This window comes from Streptomyces sp. NPDC050549 (assembly GCF_040655035.1).
Taxonomy (GTDB): Bacteria; Actinomycetota; Actinomycetes; order Streptomycetales; family Streptomycetaceae; genus Streptomyces.
This window is the reverse complement of the sequence record NZ_JBFAJD010000007.1, coordinates 247,419-269,376: the sequence shown is the minus strand read 5'-3', so window position 1 is coordinate 269,376 and position 21,958 is coordinate 247,419. Positions and strand designations below refer to the sequence as shown.

Below are 21,958 nucleotides of genomic sequence, written 5' to 3'. Positions count from 1 at the left end.
CCGGAAGGAGACCACGTCCGATGCGAGCACCGCGGCAGTCGGCGACCGAGCAAGGGATCCCGTGAAGGCACTGGTGCTCGCCGGGGGCGTCGGCTCCCGCCTCCGGCCCGTCATCCACACCTCCGCCACGCGGCGCGTGCCCGTGGCCGCCGAACCCGTGCTGTTCTACGGCCTGGAGGCCATCGACTCGGCCGGCGTCGAGGACGTGGCCGTCCTGGTCGGCGACACCGCTGCGGAGATCCGCGCCGCGGCCGGCGACGGCAGCCGGTTCGGACCGTGCGCGACCTGCGTCCCCCAGAAGTGCCCCCTCGGGCTTGGGAACAACTTCGTGCTCGGCGGCTTCGACCGGCTCGTGGCCGGATTCCGGGCCGGTCGGCCCGACGCGCAGATCATGCTGACCAGGGTGAAGGATCCCTCGGCCTTCGGGGCGGCCGAACTCGGCCCCGACGGCCGGGTCATGAGGTCGGAGGAGAGGCCGGCCCACCGCCGCGGCGATCTGCCGCTCGTCGGTGTCTGCCTCTTCGGCCCCGCGGTGCACGACGCCGTCGCGGCCGTCAGCCCCTCGCCTCGCGGCGAACTGGAGATCACCGACGCGATCCAGTGGCTGATCGACCACGGGCACGACGTCCGGTCCGTGGAGATCCCCGGCTGCTGGAAGGACACCGGCAGCGTCGACGACCTGCTGGAGGTGAACCGCACCGTCCTGGAGTCGGTGACCGCCGGCGTCGAGAGAACCGGGGTGACCGACTCCTCCGTCGGCCCGTACACCGGCGCCGACACCGCCGAGCGGCATCGGACCGGGCACGCCCCGTCATCGCCGACGGCGCACACTGCCCCAGGCGCCCGGCGCCGCCCGGCGTCCACCACGGCGCCGTCTCCGGCACGACGATCCGGTACGGCTCGGCCTGCGCGATGTTCCACCTGCCGGGCGCCGCCCCGCACCGGATCCGCCCCGGCCACCACCGACGCACTGGCCCACCCCGCGCCGCGGCGAGCCCGAGCACCGCTTGACCCCTGTTCGAGCCGCGGCCCCTACGGTCGCACGCATCCGCCGAGCCGCGGACGCGGCGTGCACCCCTCTCGCACACCGCGCCGCCGGCACCCCGCACCCACCCGAACCGAGGAGAAGGTAACCGACCCATGACTCCGGACAGTCTTGTCGAGCGGCTCGTCCTGACAGGCACCGCGCCCGACTCCGAGATCATCCTCCTCGTGAAGGAAGCGGGGCTCCAGCGCCTGACCGGCATCCTCGTGGACGAGGTGCTGTTCCGCTGTGAGGATCCGGTCAACACCACAGCCGTCGACATCGCGTTGGAGGTGACCCACGGGGACGAACTGCGCCGCACGGTGCTGCGCATGGTGCGGGGCGAGCCGATCCGGGTGCTCGACGCCGACGATCCGACGGTGGTGATCCGACGGCACTTCCGCTTCGCCCTCCCGGACCTGGTCCGCAGGCTGTACGGCCCCGCGCAGCAGCCCCACAGCCGCGACGTCACCGATGTCTTCCTCCCCGAACGACCGGCCGACCTCTCCGAGTTGCCGCAGATCCTGCAGGCCACGCACCAGGCGGGCGGCACGCTGCTGTCCGGATGCACGACCGGGGGCCCCGGCCTCGGCGCGCTGTCGGTGGCGTACGGCTCCGACAAATGGGCCAGTTTCCACTGGTACACCCAGCACTACGAGCACCACTTCGCCCGCTACCGGGACCGGCCCGTGCGGGTGCTGGAGATCGGCATCGGCGGTTACGCGGGCGACCTGGGCGGTCCCTCGCTGAAGATGTGGAAGCGGTACTTCCATCGCGGGCTGGTGTACGGGCTCGACCTGTTCGACAAGTCCGCGCTCGACCAGCCCCGGCTCACCGCGCTCACCGGCGACCAGGGCGACCCGGACGCACTGCGCGAACTCGCCGAGAAACACGGCCCGTTCGACATCGTCATCGACGACGGCAGCCACGAGAACGAGCACGTACGGATCTCCTTCGACGCGCTGTTCCCCTACGTCCGCCCCGGCGGCCTCTACGTCATAGAGGATCTGCAGACCGCCTACTGGCCGCGGTTCGGCGGCACCACGGGCGCCGAGGCCGCGCCCGACACCTCGATCGGCCTGCTGAAGCGGCTCCTGGACGACCTGCACTATGCGGAGTTCGACCCCAAGCCCGAGGGAGCGCGGACAGTCACCCAGGCACAGGTGATCGGCGTTCACACGTACCACAACATCGCCTTCGTGGAAAAGGGAGTCAACGGCGAGAGCAGCATCCCGGCCTGGATGGACGACGAGGCGTGGAAGGCGCTCGGCGCCATCACGCCGGAGGAGGGCCGCGAGCTGGGACGGTCGCGATGACACCGACCACGGGAGCCGCGGCCGACATCACCGCCCTGCTCGGCCTGCTGTGCGAATACCTCTCCCCCACACCGCCCCAACTGAGCCTGCCACCCGGCGCGTTCGCCTCCACCGAGCTGTACGAACTGGAGCGGGAGAAGATCTTCGGGCAGGGCTGGATCCTGGTCGCCCACACTGACCAACTGGCCTCGCCGGGCGACTATCTGGCCCTGGACATCGCGGGCGAACAGGTCCTGGTCACCCGGGGCCGCGACGACCTGCTGCACGCGGTGTCCCCGGTCTGCCGACACCGCCTCATGCCGCTGGTCGAGCCGGGCGAGGGCCACACTCAGGACCTGACCTGCCCGTACCACCTGTGGCGCTACGACCTCAACGGCCGGCTCATCGCCGCGACCCATATGCGCGGCAACACCGCCTTCGACCCCAACTCCTGCCGGCTGCACGGCTTCGCGGTCGAGGAGTGGCACGGTTTCGTCTTCGTGAGTCTGGCCGCCGACCCCGAACCGCTCGCGCCGCACCTCTCGGTCGTCGAGGAGGAGATGACCAACTACCGCCTCGACGACATGGTGCAGGTCTACTCCTGGACCGAGGACTGGCACTGCAACTGGAAGGTGGCGGTCGAGAACACCCACGAGAACTACCACGCCATCGGATTCCACCCCGAGACCGTGCGCCCCCTGATGACCGGTGGCATCGACATGGACGTCCATGTCGACACCCCCTTGGTCACCAGGCTGCTCACCCCGGCGGGACAGCCCATGGAGACCCTGGTCCTGCCGCTGACCCCGGACGAGCGCAAGGTTCTCTACAGCTTCCGCGTCTTCCCGTGCGCGAGTGTCGCCACGTTCGGCGAGACGATCGCCTGGCTCAGCTTCATCCCGGTGTCCGCGGACCGCACCGTTGTGCGCGGTGGCGCCGTCATGCCGCGCCGGCTCGTCGAACAGGCAGGGGCCGAGAACATTCGGCCGCCCCTGGCGGAGTTCACGGAGCGGGTCAACGAGGAGGACCGGCGGGGACTGGAAGCGGTGCAGCGGGCAGTGGGGTCCCGTTACGCGGCGCGCGGCCACCTCAGCCCGAAGGAGCCCGGGGTGCTCGCCTTCTACCGCTCGCTCGCTCACGCGCTGACCCACTGAGCCCCGTGGCCCGTCGGGTGGGGGAGCCCCACCCGACGGGCCACGGTGCGCCGCGCCGGTGCCCTGCTCATGATCGATGCCGCGGCTCCTCCGCGGGTGCCGTCCCGGCCTCGCGCACGCCGGTCAGGGTGAGTTCGAGGATGCGCCCCACCAACGCGGCGTGGCTCAGCAGGGCCGGTGGCGCGACAGCCGCTTCCGGACAGGCGTGGTGTTCGGAGCCGTACACGGAGAACCGCCGGAACTTCAGGTCCCTCGTCATCAGTCACCCCCGTCGTCCGCGTACCGGGAAGGTCCCGGCCCGGATCCCCCAGACTTCCGCAGCGTCCTACACACCGACTGGACCCACGGTCGACGCCCGACGGACACCGACGCCTCCTGCGCGTGTTGGTCGAAGTGCCCAGTCCTGCGCCGACGTTCATGCGGAGCCCCGGCCGGAGGCGCTGGACTATTTGGTACAGCACTTGGCCCTGCAGGCTGGATGTGAGGAGGGTGGGAATTGCGGCGACGTTCGAACCCCGTCCACGACGTGGTGCTGAGGCCGGCACCGAGGCCGGTCACCGAGTCGGAACACGGACGCCTTCGCGTACCGCAACACGATCGTCGTCCCCGTTCTCGGCTGCGGTCGGGCCCGCGTCTGCGACCCGGCCTCGGCCGACGCCACCACCCAACTGCACCGCCCCTTCCCGCAGCAGGGACGGCGACGATGGCTGCAAGGAAGGCCGTGAACAGCGTCTGGTCCCCGGCTTCCGACGTGCTGGCCGAACGAGTTCCGCGAACTGCGCAGCCCGTCCTCGCAACGGCTGATCCCTTGAGGGGCTCCGCGTTGTGGAAGTGGGTCGGGGGGATGCCCCTGCCAGGCGCCTCCCCTTGCGGCTGCGGGGCTGGGCCATGCCCCCTGAGGCGGCCGAGTCGTTCTTCAGCTCCGGACCGCCGGGCCGTCAGCCACATCGCCCGTCACTGTTCCGGCGTGGAACGGCGCCCGTGCCACTCGCGTGCGCCCGCCCGCCGCATCAGGTCCTCGGCCGTGGCGGCATCGGTCAGGAGCGGGTGCACGCGCTGGACGTAACCGGTCTGTCCCACAAGGGACTTCCGCAGTTGCTTCAGATTCTGGGCGCTGTAGGAGATGTCCCCGCGCTTCTCCACGATTCCGGCAGCGATGGCCAGCGGCTCGATGTCCACAATGAGAGTGGTCACGGGGTTCACCTCGATGCCGGCAGCGCAGTTCACTCCGCCCTCCCTGAAGTCGAGCGAGAATTCGTACTCGACGCCACCGCCCTTGTAGCTGGAGACCGGCAGGACAAAGGTGGTCTCGATCGGGCCGGAGAGCCCCAGGGCGGTCGCTGTTTCCGCGTACACCGCCCGCACCTCCTCGAAGAAGGTCTTCGCCGACGGAACCACGGGCACCTCACGTCCTCTCTGTCGTCTCGACAGTGGGATGCGGGTCGCCGTGCTCGTCCTTCGCCACCCGGATGCGGCGAAGGACGAGGGATGTCAACCCGTGGCCGGCACCACCGTCACAGCGTCGCAGTGGTCCCCTCACCGGAGCCGCTGCCCGCCAGCCACTGGCTCCAGTCCAGGTTGAAGTCCGCGTAGCCGTTGTCCGCCGGGGCCTTGCCACGGGGGGAGCCGGTGATGGTGATGGGGTCGCCCTGCTTGACCTGGCCGTAGAACCACTCGGCGTCCGAGAGGGAGAGGTGGACGCAGCCGTGCGAACCGCGGGCGCTGCCGGTGCCCGGGTTCGGGTCGCCGGTCGAGTAGTGGACGTAGGTGCCGGACTGGGTGAGGTGGATGTCCCAGGGCAGCGTCAGGTCGTAGTAGTTGGGGCTGCCCTTGTCGCAGCTGATGCCGACGCTGCAGGAGGTCATGTGGACCTTCTTCTGCTTGTCGATGACGGCCATCGTGCCGTCCCACGTCGGGTACTGGGCGCTGCCCGCGTTGATCGACAGGGTGCGTACCGTCGCGCCGTTCTTGGTCACCTTCATGGTGTGGTTGGTGACCGAGACGTCGGCGCGGACGTCGTCGCCGATCTTGAAGGTGTGGGTGTAGTCGTGCACGCCGTAGCGGCCGTTCCCGTTGCTGACGCCCGTCATGTCGGCGTCGATCTTCACCGTGGTACCGGAGGGCCAGTACGTCTTCGGGCGCCAGTCGGCGCGCCTGTCGCCCATCCAGTGCCAGGCGCCGACCACCGGCTGCGATGCGCTCACCTTCATGTGCTTCTCGACCGCGGCGTGTGCCTTGGCCGCGACCGGGTTGGTGAAGATCACCGAGACCGGCATGGCCACGCCGACCGTGGTTCCGGTCTGCGGCGTGATCGTGTCCAGCAGCATCGGCGGGCCCGCGGGCTTCGTCGGCGACGGCGAGGCACTGGCGCTGGGCTTGCCCGACGCCTTGGCGTCGTCCCCGCCCGCCTTGGCGCTGCCGCCTCCGCCGCAGGCACTCGCGCCCACCAGCACCGCACCCGTGACAAGTGCGATCCCTATGCTGCCCTTGCGCCGTCCCACGGTTTGCCCCACTCTCTCGTTGCTTCGGCCCTGACGGGCCCGACTTCATGTCAGACGGATACGCCGGGGGCCTCAGTTGCGGATGCCACGTAAAACGTGTCCCAAGATTCGCTGTGTATGCGGATTCGCCGTACCGGAGTCAGCGTTCGAAGACACCGGTGAGGCGGGCACGGCCCAGGACGGGGGCGGGGACGGCGGAAAGGAGGGCGCGGGGGCGCACCCGGTCCACCGATGGGGCGGCGGATGTGTCGTCCAGTGCGGTCGGCAGGGCGAACAGCTGGAAGACGTAGCGGTGCGGGCCGTGGCCCTTGATGGGGGCGGGGCCGTGGTAGCCGCGTCCGACGGTGGAGCGCAGTACCCGCACCCCGGGGCCGGGGTGGCGGGCGGAGAGGGTGCCGGGGTCCAGGTGTCCGGCCGCCGGGTCGATCAGGGCGAGGCAGTGCACGGCGGGCCTGGCCAGGGGTACGTCGATGTCCTCCACGACCAGCAGGAGCTGGGCGGTGCCGGGTGGGGGCGTGGTCCAGGCCAGGTGGGGGGACCCGTCGGCGCCGCCGATGTGCTTCGCGCAGTTCCGCAGCGGCATGGTGGCGCCGTCGGCGAAGTCCTGGCTGGTGAGGGTCAGGAGCTCGGGGCCGCGCAGGTGGGGCAGGTTCCACGCGGTGTGGGTCTCCCCTGCTCTGCGGTTGTCGAGGAGTCGGCCGAGCAGGGTCATCGGGTCGTCTCCGTCCTCGCTACGACCTCTGCGGCGGTCGTGGTCTCGGCGGGCCCGGGCGGGACGCGCCCGGCGGCGCGCCGATGGGCGGGCGTGGGGTCGGTCGGTGTCATTGGCACGGGGGTGTCTCTCCTGTGGTGGTCCCGGTCGTCGGGCTGTCCGTCCGGGCGGGCGAGGGCGTCGCGGTGCCGGATGTTCGCGGTGCTGGGGTCTTGGTGGCGGATGTTCGCGGTCCCGGGTGCCTGCGGGCGGCCGGGTTCGCACCGCGCAGGAGCGAGGCGATCGCGGCGAGGAGGGCGAGGCCGGCGCCGAAGGCGAACACGATGACGAGGCCGGAGTGGAAGGGCCCGGATATCAGGGTCGGGAAGAACTCGCTTCCGGTGAGGGCGTGTTGCTGTGCGGCGGTGAGGTGGTGCAGGGCGCCGCTGGGCTGGAGCAGGTGCTGGACCGGGTTGACGCCGAGCTGGGCGGCGAACAGGGAGGAGACCGGGGGCAGTTCGCCGACCTGGGTGGCGATGTGGGCCGGTACGCCCTGCTGTTCCAGGCCCGCGGTGAGCGTGTGCGGGAGGCTCCTGGCCAGTCCGGCGATCATGAGGGAGAAGAAGACTCCGATGGAGACGGCGGTGCCGGAGTTCTGGAAGGTGGCGCGCATTCCCGAGGCGACACCGCGCAGGCTCGCGGGCACACTGCCCATGATCGAGGAGGAGTTGGGGGAGGCGAACATACCGCTGGCGATCCCGTTGACGGTGATCAGCACGGCGAAGATCCAGTATCCGAAGTCGATCGGCAGGCACATCAGGCCCAGGAAGCTCGCGCCGAACAGCAGCGCGCCGCCGGTTGCCAGGCCCCGTGAGCCGAGCCGGTCGGAGAGGTAGCCGGAGACGGGTCCGGCCACGAGGAAGCCGGCGGTCAGCGGCAGCATGAAGATGCCGGCCCACAGGGGTGTGTCGGCGTAGTCGTAGCTGTGCAGCGGGAGCCAGATGCCCTGCAGCCAGATGATCAGCACGAACTGCATCCCCCCGCGGCCGATCGAGATGGCCAGGCCCGCCAAGTTGCCGAAGGTGAAGGCCCGTTGGCGGAACAGGCCGAGCTGGATCATCGGCGCCTGGACGCGCTTCTCGATGACGACGAAGGCCGCCAGCAGGAGCAGTCCCCCGGCGATCAGCGCGTCGGCCAGCGGGTTGGTCCAGCCCATGGTGTGGCCGCCGTAGGGCTGGAGGCCGAAGGTGATCGCGATCAGGGTGGCGCTGAGGCCGACGCCGAAGGTGATGTTGCCCCACCAGTCGATACGGCCGCCGGCGCGTCCGGCGGTCTCGCGGAGGGTGCGGTAGGCCCACACCGTGAAGAACACCCCGACGGGGACGTTCACCCAGAACACCGCCCGCCAGTCCCAGGCCGACAGCAGACCGCCGGCGACGAGACCGATGAACATGCCGCCCAGGGCGGCGACTTGGTTGATACCGAGGGCGAAGCCGCGCTGTTCCTCGGGGAAGGCGTCGGTCAGGATCGCGGCCGAGTTCGCGGTCAGCATCGAGCCGCCGACGGCCTGGAGCACGCGCCAGGCGATCAGCCACATCGCTCCGTGGCCGCCGTCGAAGGGGTCGAAGGAGAGCAGGACCGAGGCGAGGGTGAAGACCGCGAACCCGGAGTTGTAGATCCGGACCCGGCCGTACATGTCGCCCAGGCGGCCGACCGTGACCACCAGGACGGCCTGGACCAGCCGGTAGCCCATGATCATCCACAGCAGATACGCGATGTTGCCGGGGGCGAGCGGATCCAGGTGCACACCACGGAAGATGGCCGGCAGGGCGATCAGCACGATGGAGCCGTCGAGTGCGGACATGAAGACCGCGGCGGTGGTGTTGGTCAGCGCGGTCCACCTGTAGCGGTCCTCGCCGGCCGTGCGACGCGGGGTGCGAGCCCTGGTGGGTTTCGTCATGCGTCTGCTTCCTCCGCGGCCGTAGGCGTCAGATGTTCTGGGCCAGTCGCTCCAACAGCGGTGCGGCTGCGGCGAGTTGCTTCAGCTCCGTCGGGGTGAAGGTGCCGCCGGTCAGGGCTCGGCCGATGAGTTCGGCGCGCGCGTTGCGTTTGTTCCGCAGCGCTTGGCGGCCCGCGTCGGTCACCGTCAGCACCACGCGCCGGCCGTCCTCCGGGTCCGGGCGGCGCTCGACCAGGCCCTGGGTCCGCAGCGAGCCGAGCGTGGCCCCCATGGCCTGCGCGGTGATCTGCGCGTCCCTGGCCAGCGCCGAGGAGGTGGTGGGGCCGGCACGGTCCAGCTGTGCCAGGGCGGCCCGCTCGGGCATAGTCAGCCCACCCTCGACGGGCAGTTGACGCACCCGCCGCAGCAGCACGCCGATACTCGCCATCAGGGCCGAGGCGACCTCTTCGGGGTCTAGGTCTTCGTCACTCATACACTAAGGCTAGTTTATCAACCTGCCTTAGTAAACTGCGGTGCTACGGCAGCCGACCGCAAGGGTCTACCTGACTCACCGTCAGAACTAGTCGCAGGCCGCCCCGTTGAGAGTGAAGCCGGACGCTGCGGAGTTCTTGGAGTTGTTCCAGGTGCCGAGGAAGCCGAAGGTGAGGCTGCCGTTCGCGGCGACGTTCTTGTTGTAGTCGGCGGCGGTGGCGGTGACCCGGGAGCCGTCCTGGGCGACGCTCGCGTCCCACATCTGTGTGACCTGCTGGCCGTCGCGGTAGGACCATGCGACGCGCCAGTTGTCGAGGGCCTTGGTGGTGGTGACGGTGACCGTGGCCTGGAAGCCGTCGTTCCACTGGCCGACGAGGTCGTAGGTGACGTCGCAGCTCGCCGCGGCGGGCGGCCGCGCCGGCGCGCCGGTGGTCGGCGCGGGGGCGTCGCTCGCGGTGGCCGAGGCGGTGCCCTGGGGTTCGGTGTCGGGGTTCTTGTCGCTGGGCGCGGCACTCGCCCTGCTGTCGCTCGCCGTCGGCCGACCGGACGCGGACGGCGTGGTCGACGGGTGCGTGCCGACGGAGGAGACGGTGGAGCCGGGGTCGATCACCGGCTGGGTGTCGGCGTCGTCGCTGGCGGTGTTCTCGCGGCCGGAGCCGCCCATCGGCATCATCGACACCCCGAGCGCCACGAACGAGAGGAGGACGGCGGCGACGAGCAGTCCGTTGCGCACGAGACGCGCCTTGCTCGCGCCCTCCCTCGGTTCCCCGGCCTCGAGTTCGGCCACGGGGCGCCCGGCGCCGAGCCGTACCTCGGCTGCCCGGCGGCGGCGCTCCAGATAGGCGAGCCCGCCCCAGCCGATCACGCCGCTCGCGAGGGCCGAGGGCAGTCCGCCGCCCTGCAGTCGCAGACAGGCGGCGGCCTCCGCGCACTGCACGCAGGTGGCGAGGTGGCGCGAGAGGTCCTCGGGGGTGTCGGCGGACGGCGAGCGGGTGACGGCGTCGAGCAGCCGGGCGTAGCTGCGGCACTCCGCGGCCATCGGCGAGTCGAGGTGGTTGCGGTGGCAGCGGTCCCTGAACAGGCCGCGCACCTGGGCGAGTTCACCGGACACGATCGCCGGATCGAGTCCGAGGCGGCGGGCCACGACGGTCAGCGGCAGTGCCTCGACCTCGGCCAGCCACAGCAGTGCCGCGTCCGGCTCCTGCAGGTCCCGCAGCCCGCGCAGGGCGATCGGGCGCTGCAACGGCATGCCGTGGAAGCGGGCCGCCTTGTCCGAGTTGAGCCAGAGCCTCAGGTCCGGGTCGAGCCGGTGCCCCCGCCCGGCGAACTCCCACTCCGCGGCCGTGGTCCGTACGGCGGTCAGCAGCAGCGGTATCACCGGCAGGACGCGACGGGTCGGCGCGCGCATCGGACCGGACCCGGCGGAACGGGCCTCCTGTATGCCGAGTGCGAAGGCCTCGCTCGCCAGCTCGGTGGCCGAGGCGGCGCCGGACGTGCACAGGTCGGCGTAGGACAGCACGGCGTCCCAGCACTCGGTGAACAGCGCGGCCTCAGCGGCGTCCTGAGGAGTCGGCAGGTCGGGCATGGGTCTCCTGCATCCACGAATGACGGCCAACTAGCTCTGACATTAAGCGAGTTGGAGGGGGGCTGCCTCGTGACAGGGCCAGAGCCTTTCACGCGTCCCACACAACTGACAAGCCGGGTATTCAATTACGGTAACCGTCAGTCGCCTCTGTGCAGTTGTACGTGTTCGAGGCTCTCCCGTCTCACCCGTCGCAGGAGTTGTCCACACCGTTACCTTACAAAGGCGCGGGCTCCTCGGCGGGGAGGCTGTCCATGAAGGAGCTGACGGAGAAGACCGCCCGGCCGGGGCCCGGTTCGCCGTATCCGGGCGGGGACTTGAGCCCGAAGTCCTCCATCGTCGCGCGGTAGGCCTCCAGCAGCCGGATGTGGTACTCCAGCGGCGCACCCTGCGGGTTGGCCTTGCCCAGCGGGGTGGTCGGCTCGGGGCACCAGGTGGTGAAGCGGGGCGTGATGCCGTGCGACATGAAGAAGCGCAGGCCCTCGGTGGTGGACGCGATCGCCTCGTCGACCGTCTTGAAGCCGAAGGGCTCCGCCATCTCCACGCCGGCCACGAAGTTGGGGATCACGTTGCGCGCGCCGAAGATGTCCGCCGAGTCGAGGATGCGCTTGTGCCACTCGTCGCGGCCGACGTAGCGCTCCTTGCCCGGGCAGTGCAGCTTGAACAGATACTCGTCCCACACCTCGTAGTTGGGGTGGTAGATCTGCACGCCGTAGTCCTTGAAGCGCTGCACGTCGTCCTTCGGCAGCGCCTGGGCGACGACCTTGCCGATCCAGCGGCCCGGGAAGCGCTCCTCGATGGCCTTGGCGTAGTGGCCGTAGAAGTCGGCCTCGTCGCGCCCGGCGACCGTCTTGGTGATCGCGCCGCCGGTGAGGGTGTACGCGGTCGACACCTTCGCGGTGTCGTAGCGGTCGATGATCTCCAGGGCTTCGAGGACCTCCTCGACGTCCTTGACTCCTGTGTACGGTCGACCGGCGGCCTTGTGCTGGCGCCAGTTGTGGTTGATGTCGCAGTACTGGCACTCCTCCTTGGCGCCGAAGTACTGGCAGACCCGGAAGACGGTCAGGTAGATCAGGTAGCCCCACTGGATCGTCGGAGCCACCTCCATGACGGACTTCCCGTTGGCGAGCTTGTGCCGGTAGTACTCCGGCATCGGCGGCACACCGACGTCCGCGATCCGCTTGCCGTCGAGGTAGAGCCCGAGGACACCGTCCTCGTCCGAGGCCACGCGGTACGGCGACGTCGGGTTCACCCGCACGGAGACGACGGTCCGCCTCAGGTCGTACGGGCCGCCGGTGAGGATGATCTCCTCCGGCGGGCGACGCAGCGCGGCCTCGCCCAGCTCCGGCAGGGTGCCGTGGTCGAAGGAGAAGATGAAGTAGGACTTCGGCTTGACCTCGCCGCCCTCGTTGTCGCTCAGCGCGGACGGATCGAAGGCGACACCCCCGCGCAACAGGTCCTCCTTGAAGACGGCTTCCCGCGGCACATGCGGAAAACGCTCCATCAGATCCTCGACCAGTGCGGTGCGGCTGCCCATCCCGTATCTCCTCCCGGCGCGTGCGCCCTGCTCGGACGTACGACTCCTCACGGTATGCCCCCGGCGGTTCGGTGGTGGGAGCGGGGGGCGCGGTGCGGTGCGGTGTGGCGCGGGTCGGTCGGGTCGAGCCCGCTCGGCGATACGTCCCCGGCGTCACCGCCCCGTACCGCCCCGTACCGCCCCGTACCGGCGCGGGAGCGCCCCGGGGGCGGACAGAGGTTCTTGCCGGGTCACCCCTGGCCGGCCCCCGCTCGGCGCGCGATGTGGTCCGGTACCGGGATGCCCGCCGGCAGCGCGGGGTCCGGCACGGGCGCGCCCCAGATCGAGGCCAGCGGCAATGTCCCCGCCCACAGACCCAGCCCGGCGTCAGGCCCGTCCCCGTCGTCGGGCGCACCTGTGCGGATCTTGACCGAGGCCTCCTCCAGGGAGAGCGCGAGCAGGGTGGTGGCGGCGAGCTCCTTGCGGTTCGGCTGCCTGGCGTACGACCACTGCCCGGGCGTCGCGTGTTCGGTGAGGCGGCGCAGCCCGGCCAGCTTCTCCTCCGGGTCGGCGACCTTGCGCGGCACCCCGTGGATCATCGCGCTGCGGTAGTTGACCCCGTGCTCGAAGACCGACCGGGCGAGGACCAGCCCGTCGACGTGCGTGACGGTGACGCAGACGGGGGTGCCGCCCGCGAGACTGCGACTGGCGACGGACCCGTGGAGATACAGCTCCCGCCCCTCCCGCCCGTACACCGTGGGCACGACGACCGGCCGCCCCTCGATCACGACCCCGAGGTGACAGACGAAACCGGCGTCGAGGATCGCGTCCAGGTCGGCACGGTCGAGGCTGCCCTGTTCGCGGAGACGGCGGTGGCGGGTGAGGTCGGTGTCAGGCAGACGGTCTGTCATGACGCTGGAGACTACCGATCCAGCACTCAAATGGCGATAGAGATGTCTATGTGCACATCCATATGCACATCGAGCGACGAAATCCGAAGCATTTCCAGCGTGTTGACGTAGCTGACGTTTCTCGTCAGAATTGTCAGCATGAGCAAGCGGGACGACATCGTCACAGCGGCCGTCGACGTCTTCAGCCGATACGGGTTCCGGCAGACCTCGATGGAACTCGTCGCGCGGGCCGCGGGCGTGTCCCGGCCCGCGCTGTACCAGCACTTCGCGAACAAGCAGGACGTGTTCGCCGCCGTCGCCGCCCGCGTCACCGACGTCATGACGGACGCGGCCCACCGCGCCCGCGACGCCGGGGGGACCCCGGCCGACCAGGTCTACGGCGTGCTGTCGGTGAAGCTGGAGACGGCGATCGGCGTCGCCGAGGCGCGGTTCCGGCAGGAGCTGGTCTCGGAGGCCGCGGCGATGGGGCTGTCCTCGACGGAGGACCGGCTGGTGGACGCACTGGTGGACGCACTCTCCGAGGTCCCCGAACCCCGCGAGACGGCCGAGCTCCTGCTCGCCTCGACGGTCGGCATCGGCCAGTCCGACGGCACCCCGGAGGCCCTCCGCCATCGCCTGCGCCGACTGGTCGACCTCGTACTGGGCGGCCTCGACACCGCATCACACCAAAGGAGTTGAGCACCATGATCGGTACGCTCGTCCTCGGTTTCGCCGCGGGCTTCTGCGCGGGCAACGGCCTCCCCTACTACGTGATGGGCAGCACGGGAGAGAGCACCGGCCCAAGCCCGTTCCGCCCCTCCGCCACCGCCAACGTCCTGTCCGGCTGGGTGCTGATCGTCGCCGCGGCCGGCTGCTGGCACTATGCCGATACGCAGGCACATCCGCTGCCGACTTATGCTGCGGCAGCAGCAGGAGTCCTCCTCGTCGGGCTGATCCACGCCCGCCTGTGGCGCACCGACCCCTGGGGCAGGACACACAGGCGCACGCTCTCGGAGGGACGGCAGGGATGACGGAGACGGTCACCAACTGGGCCGGCAACATCACCTACGCGGCGAAGGAACTCCACCGCCCGCACACACTCGACGCGCTCCGGGCCCTCGTGGCCGAGAGTACGCGGGTACGGGTGCTGGGCAGCGGCCACTCCTTCAACGAGATCGCCGAGCCGGGCCCGGACGGCACCCTGCTGTCGATCGCCGCCCTGCCGGCCGAGTTCGACGTGGACACGACGGCCCGGACGGTACGGGTCTCGGGCGGCGTCCGGTACGCGGAGCTGGCCCGCCGGGTGGCCGAGCACGGGCTCGCGCTGCCCAACATGGCGTCCCTGCCGCACATTTCGGTGGCCGGTTCGGTGGCGACCGGCACCCATGGATCGGGGGTCGGCAACGGCTCGCTCGCGGCGGCCGTGCGTGAGGTCGAGATCGTCACGGCGAACGGTTCGACGGTGACGATCGGACGCGGCGACGACCGCTTCGACGGTGCCGTCACCTCGCTCGGCGCGCTCGGTGTCGTCACCTCCCTCACCCTCGACCTGGAGCCGGCCTTCGAGGTCGAGCAGCACGTCTTCACCGAACTCCCGCTCACCGGGCTGGACTTCGAGACGGTGGCGGCCTCGGCGTACAGCGTGAGTCTGTTCACCGACTGGCGGGAGCCGGGCTTCCGTCAGGTGTGGCTGAAGCGGCGCACCGACCAGGCGCCGGTCGACTTCCCGTGGGCCGCGCCCGCCACGGGGGCGCTGCACCCGGTGCCGGGGATGCCCGCCGTCAACACCACCGAGCAGCTCGGGGTGCCGGGCCCGTGGCACGAGCGACTGCCGCACTTCCGGGCGGAGTTCACCCCGAGCAGCGGGGCGGAGCTTCAGTCGGAGTATCTGCTGCCGCGGTCGGCCGCACTCGACGCGTTGTATGCGGTCGACGGGATCCGGGAGACGGTCGCCGGTGTACTGCAGATCTGCGAGGTGCGGACGGTCGCAGCCGACGCGCAGTGGCTGAGCCCCTCGTACGGACGGGACACGGTGGCGCTGCACTTCACCTGGGTCGAGGACACGGCGGCGGTGCTGCCAGTGGTGCGGCGGCTGGAGGACGCGCTGGACGGCTTCGACGCGCGACCGCACTGGGGAAAGGTGTTCACCACCCCGGCGGAGCCGCTGCGCGGGCGCTATCCGCGGCTCGGCGACTTCAGGGCGCTGGCCCGGGGTCTCGACCCGGAGAGCAAATTCACCAACGCCTTTGTCCGGGACGTCCTCGGCGGCTGACGGCGCGACCCACCGGGCGGCGACTTTGTATAGCCCCTTTCCTAACCCCTTGTCGAACGTCGCCCGCAGCCCATAGCCTTGCCGCGCGCCGGAGCCGTCGTGCCCCGGCATGACGGCACAAAGGGTGGGGGCACCTCCGGTGAAGCGCACATCACGCGACATCCGTACCGCGAACCGCTACGAGGTGCTGCGTCAGATCATCGCCCAGTCGCCCACCTCCCGGCAGGAGTTGGCCGCCGCGACAGGGCTGAGCCTGGCCACGGTGGCCACGCTCGTCGGTGAGCTGCTGGACCTGCGGATGATCACCGAGGTCGGGTTCGAGGACTCGGCGGGGGGCCGCCCCCGGGGTCTGGTGGCGGTCAACGCCTCGGGGGGCGCGTTGATCGGTGTCGACATCGCGGAGACCTACGTCCATGTCGAGCTGTTCGACCTGGCGCTGAACGTCCTCGCCCGCGCCGACGAGGACATGCGGCCCGGCGAGAGCCGTCCGGAGCAGGTGGTCGGTCATGTCGCCGCCGCCGTCGGCTCGGTGGTCGCGCAGGCCGGTGTCGAGGCGGCCCGTGTCCTCGGTGTCGGAGTGAGCGTGCCGGGCCAGGTGGACCGCAAGACCGGCATCTCGGAGTACGCGCCCAACTGGGACTGGCACGACGTGCCCCTGCTCGACCTGCTCTCCGAGGTCATCGCCTACCCCCTCTACCTGGACAATCCACTGCGGGCCGGCGCGGTCGCCGAGATGTGGTTCGGGGCGGCGCGCGGGCGCGGGGACGCGGTGGTGGTCAACCTCGGGACCGGGGTCGGCGCCGGGCTCGCACTGGGCGGCGGGCTGTACCGGGGGGTGAGCAACAGTGCCGGCGAGTGGGGTCACACCACGCTCGTCCTGGACGGGCGGCTGTGCCGCTGCGGCAACCACGGCTGTGTGGAGGCCTATGTCGGCGCGCCCGGGATCATGCTGAATCTGCGGGAGTTGAGCCCGCAGAGCCCGCTGCTGCACCCCGAGGACCAGACCGCCACCATCGACGCGCTGGCCCGCGCCGTGGCCGCGAACGACCCGGTGGCCCTCAAGGTCGTACGGGAGACCGCCCGTTACATCGGCGCGGGCATCGCCAACCTGGTCAACGTCCTCAACCCCGAAGTGGTCGTGCTCAGCAGCTGGGTCGCCCGCAAGCTCGGCGATCCCCTGCTGCACGAAGTGCGCGAGGCCGTCCAACGGCACGCGCTCAGGCGGCCGTTCGCCGCCACCGAGATCGTCCTCTCTCCCATCCCCACCGACCCGGCGTGCCTGGGAGCGGCGACTTTCGCGCTCGAAGGGGCACTTCAGTCGGTCGGCCAGAGGACCGGTAAGAACCGCACCACCCAGGCAAGGAGCCGTACCGCGCCACCTTCATGACGACGGAAGGGATGCAAGTGACCCAGCCCCACCCCAGGAGATCGATCCTCGCGACAGCGGCAGCCGCGCTCGCCGTCACCGGGGCCCTGATATCCGCTCCGCCCGCGAACGCCGACGGCGTCGCACCGGCGGAGGTCTCCCCCCACGCGGCCCAGACCATCGACAACATCGGCGCGTCCGGCGCCTGGTGGGTCAACGACCTCCAGTACTTCAAGCCCGAGGTGCAGGCCCGGGTGGCCCAACTCCTGTTCTCCGAAAAGGGCTTGGACCTCTCCTCGTACCGCTACAACATCGGTGGCGGTGGCGTCGCGGTCACCACTCCGGCCCGCGCCGCCCAGGACTTCCTGAACGCCGACGGCAGCTACGACTGGAGCAAGGACAAGGGCGGCCAGACGTTCCTCAAGTACGCCGCGAAGTACGGCGTGCAGGACCTGATCGGCTTCGTCAACAGCGCGCCCGCTCAGTGGACGACCAACGGGCAGAGCTGCGGCGGCCAGTTGAAGGCAGAGAACGAGGGCGACTACGCGAAGTACATCGCCGATGTCACGGCCCACTTCGCGAAGCAGGGCGCGAGGTTCGACTACATCAGCCCCTTCAACGAGCCGAACAACAACTTCGGCGACTGCGGCCAGGAGGGCATGCAGGTCACCGTCGACCAACGCGACGACATCGTGCGGGCGTTGGGCGCCGAGCAGCGGGCCCGGAAGCAGAAGACGAGCATCATCGCCGACGAGTCGAGCAGCACGGTCAGCTTCAGCACCGAGGTCCCGCAGTGGATCTCGCAGCCGGACACCGCCCAGTACGTGTCGGAGCTGGCGCACCACACGTACAACAACCCGAACGACGGCCAGTTGGGCAACGTCTACGAGACGGCGAAGACGGTCGGCAAGCCCTCCTGGGCCACCGAGATCTGCTGCTTCGGCAAGGGCACCACGGGCTGGAACCAGGAGTACGACCCGACGATCGACAACGCCCTGCTGATGTCCCGGATCATGTACAAGGACTTCGCGAGCGCACACGACTCGGCGTTCCAGTGGTGGGTGGCCCTCGCCAGCGGCTACGGCACGGACCCCGCCGCGCGCAACGACGTCGGCTGGAACGACGGGCTGATCTACTACGACCCCGACTACGCGACGGACGGCAACCAGACCCTCTACTTCACAAAGCGGTACTACGCGCTCGGCCAGTACAGCAAGTTCGTGCGACCGGGCTCGGTCGCACACAACGTGACGGGCGCGCCGAGCGGTGTCGAGGTGACCTCCTACGACCGGGACGGCAAGTGGGTCGTCGTGGTCAACAACCAGAACACCACGGACACTTCGCTGAACCTGCACTTCAACAGCAAGGTACCGGTGCGGGCCACGCAGGCGGTGCGGACCTCGGCCACGGAGAACTGGGCGAAGGTCGCCAAGCCGGACGTGAGCGGCTCCACGGTTTCCGCGACCCTGGCCGCCCGCTCGATCACGACGTACGTCCTCGACCAGAAACCCCGCAAGGGCCAGGGGAGTTCGACGGCCGTCACCGGCGCCCTCCAGGGCAGGCAGTCCGGCAAGTGCCTGACGGCGGACGTCTCGGGGGCCGCGATCGGCACCTGCACGGGAGGGGCCGGGCAGACGTGGTCGTACGACGCGAAGGGTGGCTTGAAGGGGGCCAACGGGTATCTGACGGTGGGGAGTTCGGGGCTGACGACCACGGCCGACTTCACGGGTGATCCCGGCCAGCGATGGCTGCTGAACGCCAACGGGCAGATCCTCGGCGAGGCGTCCGGGAAGTGTCTCGACGTGAGCGGTCAGGCGACCGCCGACGGCAGCAAGGTGATCCTGTACAGCTGCAACGGCGGCGCCAACGAGGCCTGGTCGAAGCTCTGATGACCACCTGACACCTGGTGCGGGCCGGCTGCGCGGCGGCCCGCACCTTCGTCACGTCCGGTATTCCGAACCTTGCACAACGCTTCGAACAGACTTCGTCCAACCCCTTGCCGAAGCCTTAGGCGAAGGTTAACGTCCCGCACCGCAACTCGATTTCAGCCACGGGCAGCTGAGCCGTGGAGCCGCAGCCGCGCGAGAGACAAGGACGTCACCATGTCGGCAATGAGCAACAGCAACCTTTCCCGCCGATCGATATTCCGGGCGGCCGCGGGGATGGCCGCGGCCGGCACGCTGGCCGCGTGCGGCGGCAACAACGGGCGGGGCGGGGGCTCCGGTTCGGGCACGAACCTCGTCCAGTACTTCCACGCTTACGGCGAGGCGGGCACGGAACAGGCCATCAAGCGGTACGCCAAGGCCTACTCGAAGGCCAACGTGTCCACCACCTGGATCACCGGCACCAACTTCGAAGCCAAGCTCTTCTCGTCCCTGCTCACCAAGCAGGCACCGGACGTCTTCGAGTTCCACCCTCAACTGCAGCTGGTCAAGAGCGGCCAGGTGGCCGACCTGAGCGACATCATCGATCCGGTCAAGGACGACTTCAACCCAGCCGACATCAAGTCGCACACGGTCGACGGCAAGGTCTACGGGATCCGGATGATCGACGACCCGCAGTTCTTCTATTACCGCAAGTCGATGCTGGAGAAGGCCAAGGTCGAAGTCCCCACCACCCTCGACGAGTTGCTGGAGGCCGCCGCCAAGCTCACCACCGGCAAGGTCAAGGGCGCCTACCTCGGCAACGACTTCACGGCGGTTCAGAACAACCTGATCTGGTCGGCCGGTGCCGACACGCTCAACGAGAAGAACGAAATCGCCTACCACACGGACGGCGTCGTCGAGGGCCTCAAGAAGCTCCGCCAGCTGTTCACCAGCGGTCACATCCTCCTGGACGCCCCGACGGACTTCTGGGACCCGTCCTCGCTCAACCAAGGCCTGTGCGCCATCCAGTGGGGCGGCATGTGGTCCATGCCGGCCATGCAGAAGGCGCTCGGCGACGACCTGGGCGTCTTCCCCTTCCCGAGCATCGGCTCCAGCGGCAAGCAGTCGGTCTACAACGGCGGTTGGTCGATGTTCGTCAACGCCAAGAGCAAGAACCTCGAAGCGGCCAAGGCGTACGTCAAGTGGCTGTGGATCGACCAGAAGAAGTACCAGGAGGACTGGGCGCTGTCCTACGGCTTCCACATCCCGCCGCGCACCTCGATCGCCAACGAGGCCACCAAACTCAAGTCCGGCCTGCCCGCCGAGGGCGTGAAGCTCTTCACCGACTACGGCCACTTCGACAACATCGCCTTCGACCAGACGATGATCACCGCGTTCAACGACGTGATCGCGTCCACTGTCCGCAAGAACGGCAACCCGGAGGCCGCGCTCGACGCCTGCGACAAGAAGGTCAACGTCGAGCTCAAGAAGCTGTTCGGATAGGCCGGCGGACGGAACCCGAGATGTCGACCACCACCACGCGCGGGGTCGCCCAGCCCGCCGCGGCCAAGGCCTCGAAGGCCCGGCCGCGGCGGGGGCTGCGGTCCAACGCCACCCTGAACTTCTGGCTCTTCACCGGCCCGTTCCTCATCGGCCTGGTGATCTTCGTCTTCGTCCCCATCGGATGGAGCATCTGGCTCAGCTTCTTCGACGCCCGCTACACCGTCACGCCGAGCAACTTCATCGGCTTCGACAACTACAAGCAGATCCTGACCAACAGCAACTTCCCCGACTCGCTGCTGACGTTCACGGTGTTCGCCGCGTTCATCGTGCCGACCACGTGGGCGCTGTCACTGGGCCTGGCCCTGCTGGTCAACCAACTGCGGTTCATGCGGGCGTTCTTCCGGTCTGTGTTCTTCCTGCCGACCGCCGTGTCGTACGTCGCCGCAGCACTGATCTGGAAGATGTCCATCTTCACCGGCGTCCGCTTCGGCCTGGCGAACACCGTCCTCGGCTGGTTCGGCGTCGACAACATCGCCTACCTGTCCAACCCGACCCCGCCCTGGTACTGGGTGGTCATCGTAACGCTGCGGCTGTGGATCCAGTCCGGCTTCTACATGATCCTGTTCCTCGCCGCACTGCAGAACATCCCGGCCGAGCTGTACGAGGCCGCCGAGATCGACGGCGCCAAACGAGGCTGGCAGACCTTCCGCTACATCACCCTGCCCCAACTGCGGGCCACCTCGACCGCGGTGATCCTGCTGCTGCTCATCGCCGCCTACCAGGCGTTCGACGAGTTCTACAACCTCATCACCACCAAGGCGACCTGGGCGCAGACCCCGCTCATGGAGCTCTACAAGGCGGCCCTGGGCACCAACCAGGACTACGGCGCCGGCAGCGCGGGCGCCGTCATCCTGTCCCTGCTGATCTGCATCGTCACCCTCGCCCAGGGCAAGATCATGGGCTTCGGAAGGGGGGAGGAGTCCAAGTGACCTCCACCGCACCGCAGTTGACCAAGACGCGGAGGAAGCGCGGCGGCATCCTCGGCAACACCGGCCTGTACGTCGCCGTCGGCATCGCCGCCCTGCTCTTCCTGATCCCCTTCTACCTGATCCTCCGCAACGCCCTCTCCACGGACTTGGAGATCACCGGCGAGAACTGGAAGCTGCTCCCCTCCTTCCAGTGGGGCAACATCTCCGAACTCTTCGACGACCAGACCGTCCAGTTCGGCCGCGCCCTGTGGAACTCCACGGTCGTCGCCGTCCTGACGACCGTAGGCACACTCCTGGTCTGCTCCCTGGCCGGCTACGGCCTGGCCCGCATCCCCTACAAGCACTCCAACAAGGTCTTCTACGTCGTCCTGGCGACCCTGATGGTGCCCACGGCCGTCACCTTCGTACCGAGCTTCGTCCTCGTCTCGTCACTCGGCTGGGTCGACACCTACCGGGGTCTCATCATCCCGGGCCTCTTCAGTGGTTTCACCTGCTTCCTCTTCCGGCAGTACTTCCTGGGGTTCCCCAAGGAGCTGGAGGAGGCGGCGCGCGTGGACGGACTCGGCTACTGGGGCGCGTACTGGCGGATCGTCGTACCCAACTCGCTGAACTTCTTCGCGGCGATCGCCACCATCACCTTCATCAGCGGCTGGAACGCCTTCCTGTGGCCGCTGGTCATCGGCCAGGACCCTAGCTCCTGGACCGTGCAGATCGCTCTGTCGTCGTTCATCACGAACCAGACCGTCAACTTCCATCTCATCTTCATGGCCACCGCGATTTCCATCCTGCCCCTGGTCTTCGTGTTCCTGTTCCTTCAGCGCTGGCTGGTCCAGGGAATCGCACAGACCGGCATCAAGGGCTGAGACCCGCAACTCACGA

20 protein-coding genes are annotated in these 21,958 nt (G+C 69.3%); 11 read left to right on the top strand and 9 right to left on the bottom strand.

Annotated features, from left to right (window positions below):
• The first annotated feature begins 61 nt into the window (after positions 1–61).
• The 3 genes from AB0I51_RS13860 to AB0I51_RS13850 are packed head-to-tail and all read left to right on the top strand — an operon-like array spanning position 62 to position 3,473.
• The gene (locus tag AB0I51_RS13860; RefSeq protein ID WP_362974630.1) at positions 62–1,144 is read left to right on the top strand and encodes a sugar phosphate nucleotidyltransferase; all 1,083 of its coding nucleotides are present in this window, start codon (positions 62–64) and stop codon (positions 1,142–1,144) included.
• Entirely contained in the window at positions 1,141–2,340 is a 1,200-nt protein-coding gene (locus AB0I51_RS13855; protein ID WP_362974628.1) for a class I SAM-dependent methyltransferase, read from the top strand. Before AB0I51_RS13860 ends, AB0I51_RS13855 begins: the two co-directional genes overlap by 4 nt.
• Positions 2,337–3,473, top strand: a complete 1,137-nt coding sequence (locus AB0I51_RS13850) for an aromatic ring-hydroxylating dioxygenase subunit alpha (protein WP_362974626.1) — start codon at positions 2,337–2,339, stop codon at positions 3,471–3,473. The genes AB0I51_RS13855 and AB0I51_RS13850 overlap by 4 nt, the downstream gene beginning before the upstream one ends.
• 67 nt (positions 3,474–3,540) lie before the next feature.
• On the opposite strand, the gene AB0I51_RS13845 is transcribed toward AB0I51_RS13850, so the two are convergent.
• The 9 genes from AB0I51_RS13845 to AB0I51_RS13805 form a co-directional block, all read right to left on the bottom strand.
• Entirely contained in the window at positions 3,541–3,732 is a 192-nt protein-coding gene (locus AB0I51_RS13845; RefSeq protein WP_362974624.1) for a hypothetical protein, read from the bottom strand.
• 695 nt (positions 3,733–4,427) lie between these two features.
• The gene (locus AB0I51_RS13840; protein WP_362974622.1) at positions 4,428–4,877 is read right to left on the bottom strand and encodes a hypothetical protein; all 450 of its coding nucleotides are present in this window, start codon (positions 4,875–4,877) and stop codon (positions 4,428–4,430) included.
• A 110-nt stretch (positions 4,878–4,987) separates the two neighbouring features.
• Positions 4,988–5,974 carry a L,D-transpeptidase gene (locus AB0I51_RS13835; protein WP_362974620.1) on the bottom strand — a complete coding sequence of 329 codons (987 nt, stop codon included), beginning with the start codon at positions 5,972–5,974 and terminating at the stop codon, positions 4,988–4,990.
• 139 nt (positions 5,975–6,113) lie between these two features.
• Entirely contained in the window at positions 6,114–6,686 is a 573-nt protein-coding gene (locus AB0I51_RS13830) for a YbhB/YbcL family Raf kinase inhibitor-like protein (protein WP_362974618.1), read from the bottom strand.
• Positions 6,687–6,795: 109 nt separating this feature from the next.
• Positions 6,796–8,625 carry an MFS transporter gene (locus tag AB0I51_RS13825; protein WP_362974616.1) on the bottom strand — a complete coding sequence of 610 codons (1,830 nt, stop codon included), beginning with the start codon at positions 8,623–8,625 and terminating at the stop codon, positions 6,796–6,798.
• A gap of 28 nt (positions 8,626–8,653) precedes the next feature.
• Complete coding sequence (locus tag AB0I51_RS13820) at positions 8,654–9,097, bottom strand: MarR family transcriptional regulator (RefSeq protein WP_362974614.1); 444 nt, start codon at positions 9,095–9,097, stop codon at positions 8,654–8,656.
• An 87-nt stretch (positions 9,098–9,184) separates the two neighbouring features.
• Positions 9,185–10,681, bottom strand: coding sequence for a cellulose binding domain-containing protein (locus tag AB0I51_RS13815; protein WP_362974612.1), 1,497 nt, complete (start codon positions 10,679–10,681; stop codon positions 9,185–9,187).
• 214 nt (positions 10,682–10,895) lie between these two features.
• Positions 10,896–12,215 (bottom strand): radical SAM protein, encoded by a 1,320-nt coding sequence (locus AB0I51_RS13810; protein WP_362974610.1) that lies wholly within the window; start codon positions 12,213–12,215, stop codon positions 10,896–10,898.
• Positions 12,216–12,445: 230 nt separating this feature from the next.
• Positions 12,446–13,105: a pyridoxamine 5'-phosphate oxidase family protein gene (locus tag AB0I51_RS13805; RefSeq protein ID WP_362974608.1), complete on the bottom strand. Its 660-nt coding sequence runs from the start codon at positions 13,103–13,105 to the stop codon at positions 12,446–12,448.
• Positions 13,106–13,243: 138 nt separating this feature from the next.
• On the opposite strand from AB0I51_RS13805, the gene AB0I51_RS13800 reads away from it, so the two are divergent.
• The 8 genes from AB0I51_RS13800 to AB0I51_RS13765 all read left to right on the top strand — a co-directional run bounded on the left by AB0I51_RS13800 (position 13,244) and on the right by AB0I51_RS13765 (position 21,942).
• Positions 13,244–13,783, top strand: a complete 540-nt coding sequence (locus tag AB0I51_RS13800; RefSeq protein WP_362974606.1) for a helix-turn-helix domain-containing protein — start codon at positions 13,244–13,246, stop codon at positions 13,781–13,783.
• A gap of 5 nt (positions 13,784–13,788) precedes the next feature.
• Positions 13,789–14,115, top strand: coding sequence for a hypothetical protein (locus AB0I51_RS13795; protein WP_362974604.1), 327 nt, complete (start codon positions 13,789–13,791; stop codon positions 14,113–14,115).
• Positions 14,112–15,356 (top strand): FAD-binding protein, encoded by a 1,245-nt coding sequence (locus tag AB0I51_RS13790; protein ID WP_362974602.1) that lies wholly within the window; start codon positions 14,112–14,114, stop codon positions 15,354–15,356. The genes AB0I51_RS13795 and AB0I51_RS13790 overlap by 4 nt, the downstream gene beginning before the upstream one ends.
• A gap of 139 nt (positions 15,357–15,495) precedes the next feature.
• Positions 15,496–16,743, top strand: a complete 1,248-nt coding sequence (locus AB0I51_RS13785) for an ROK family transcriptional regulator (RefSeq protein ID WP_362974600.1) — start codon at positions 15,496–15,498, stop codon at positions 16,741–16,743.
• A gap of 11 nt (positions 16,744–16,754) precedes the next feature.
• Entirely contained in the window at positions 16,755–18,611 is a 1,857-nt protein-coding gene (locus AB0I51_RS13780; protein WP_362974598.1) for a glycoside hydrolase, read from the top strand.
• A gap of 213 nt (positions 18,612–18,824) precedes the next feature.
• Complete coding sequence (locus AB0I51_RS13775; protein WP_362974596.1) at positions 18,825–20,090, top strand: sugar ABC transporter substrate-binding protein; 1,266 nt, start codon at positions 18,825–18,827, stop codon at positions 20,088–20,090.
• A 20-nt stretch (positions 20,091–20,110) separates the two neighbouring features.
• Entirely contained in the window at positions 20,111–21,079 is a 969-nt protein-coding gene (locus AB0I51_RS13770) for a sugar ABC transporter permease (RefSeq protein ID WP_362974594.1), read from the top strand.
• Positions 21,076–21,942, top strand: a complete 867-nt coding sequence (locus AB0I51_RS13765) for a carbohydrate ABC transporter permease (protein WP_362974592.1) — start codon at positions 21,076–21,078, stop codon at positions 21,940–21,942. Before AB0I51_RS13770 ends, AB0I51_RS13765 begins: the two co-directional genes overlap by 4 nt.
• Positions 21,943–21,958: the final 16 nt, after the last annotated feature.

Coding starts and splice junctions, on each gene's coding strand:
- AB0I51_RS13825 (WP_362974616.1), bottom strand. CDS start 8,625: ATGACGAAACCCACCAGGGCTCGCACCCCGCGTCGCACGGCCGGCGAG.
- AB0I51_RS13845 (WP_362974624.1), bottom strand. CDS start 3,732: ATGACGAGGGACCTGAAGTTCCGGCGGTTCTCCGTGTACGGCTCCGAA.
- AB0I51_RS13775 (WP_362974596.1), top strand. CDS start 18,825: ATGTCGGCAATGAGCAACAGCAACCTTTCCCGCCGATCGATATTCCGG.
- AB0I51_RS13810 (WP_362974610.1), bottom strand. CDS start 12,215: ATGGGCAGCCGCACCGCACTGGTCGAGGATCTGATGGAGCGTTTTCCG.
- AB0I51_RS13780 (WP_362974598.1), top strand. CDS start 16,755: ATGCAAGTGACCCAGCCCCACCCCAGGAGATCGATCCTCGCGACAGCG.
- AB0I51_RS13815 (WP_362974612.1), bottom strand. CDS start 10,681: ATGCCCGACCTGCCGACTCCTCAGGACGCCGCTGAGGCCGCGCTGTTC.
- AB0I51_RS13795 (WP_362974604.1), top strand. CDS start 13,789: ATGATCGGTACGCTCGTCCTCGGTTTCGCCGCGGGCTTCTGCGCGGGC.
- AB0I51_RS13830 (WP_362974618.1), bottom strand. CDS start 6,686: ATGACCCTGCTCGGCCGACTCCTCGACAACCGCAGAGCAGGGGAGACC.
- AB0I51_RS13770 (WP_362974594.1), top strand. CDS start 20,111: ATGTCGACCACCACCACGCGCGGGGTCGCCCAGCCCGCCGCGGCCAAG.
- AB0I51_RS13805 (WP_362974608.1), bottom strand. CDS start 13,105: ATGACAGACCGTCTGCCTGACACCGACCTCACCCGCCACCGCCGTCTC.
- AB0I51_RS13790 (WP_362974602.1), top strand. CDS start 14,112: ATGACGGAGACGGTCACCAACTGGGCCGGCAACATCACCTACGCGGCG.
- AB0I51_RS13855 (WP_362974628.1), top strand. CDS start 1,141: ATGACTCCGGACAGTCTTGTCGAGCGGCTCGTCCTGACAGGCACCGCG.
- AB0I51_RS13820 (WP_362974614.1), bottom strand. CDS start 9,097: ATGAGTGACGAAGACCTAGACCCCGAAGAGGTCGCCTCGGCCCTGATG.
- AB0I51_RS13850 (WP_362974626.1), top strand. CDS start 2,337: ATGACACCGACCACGGGAGCCGCGGCCGACATCACCGCCCTGCTCGGC.
- AB0I51_RS13800 (WP_362974606.1), top strand. CDS start 13,244: ATGAGCAAGCGGGACGACATCGTCACAGCGGCCGTCGACGTCTTCAGC.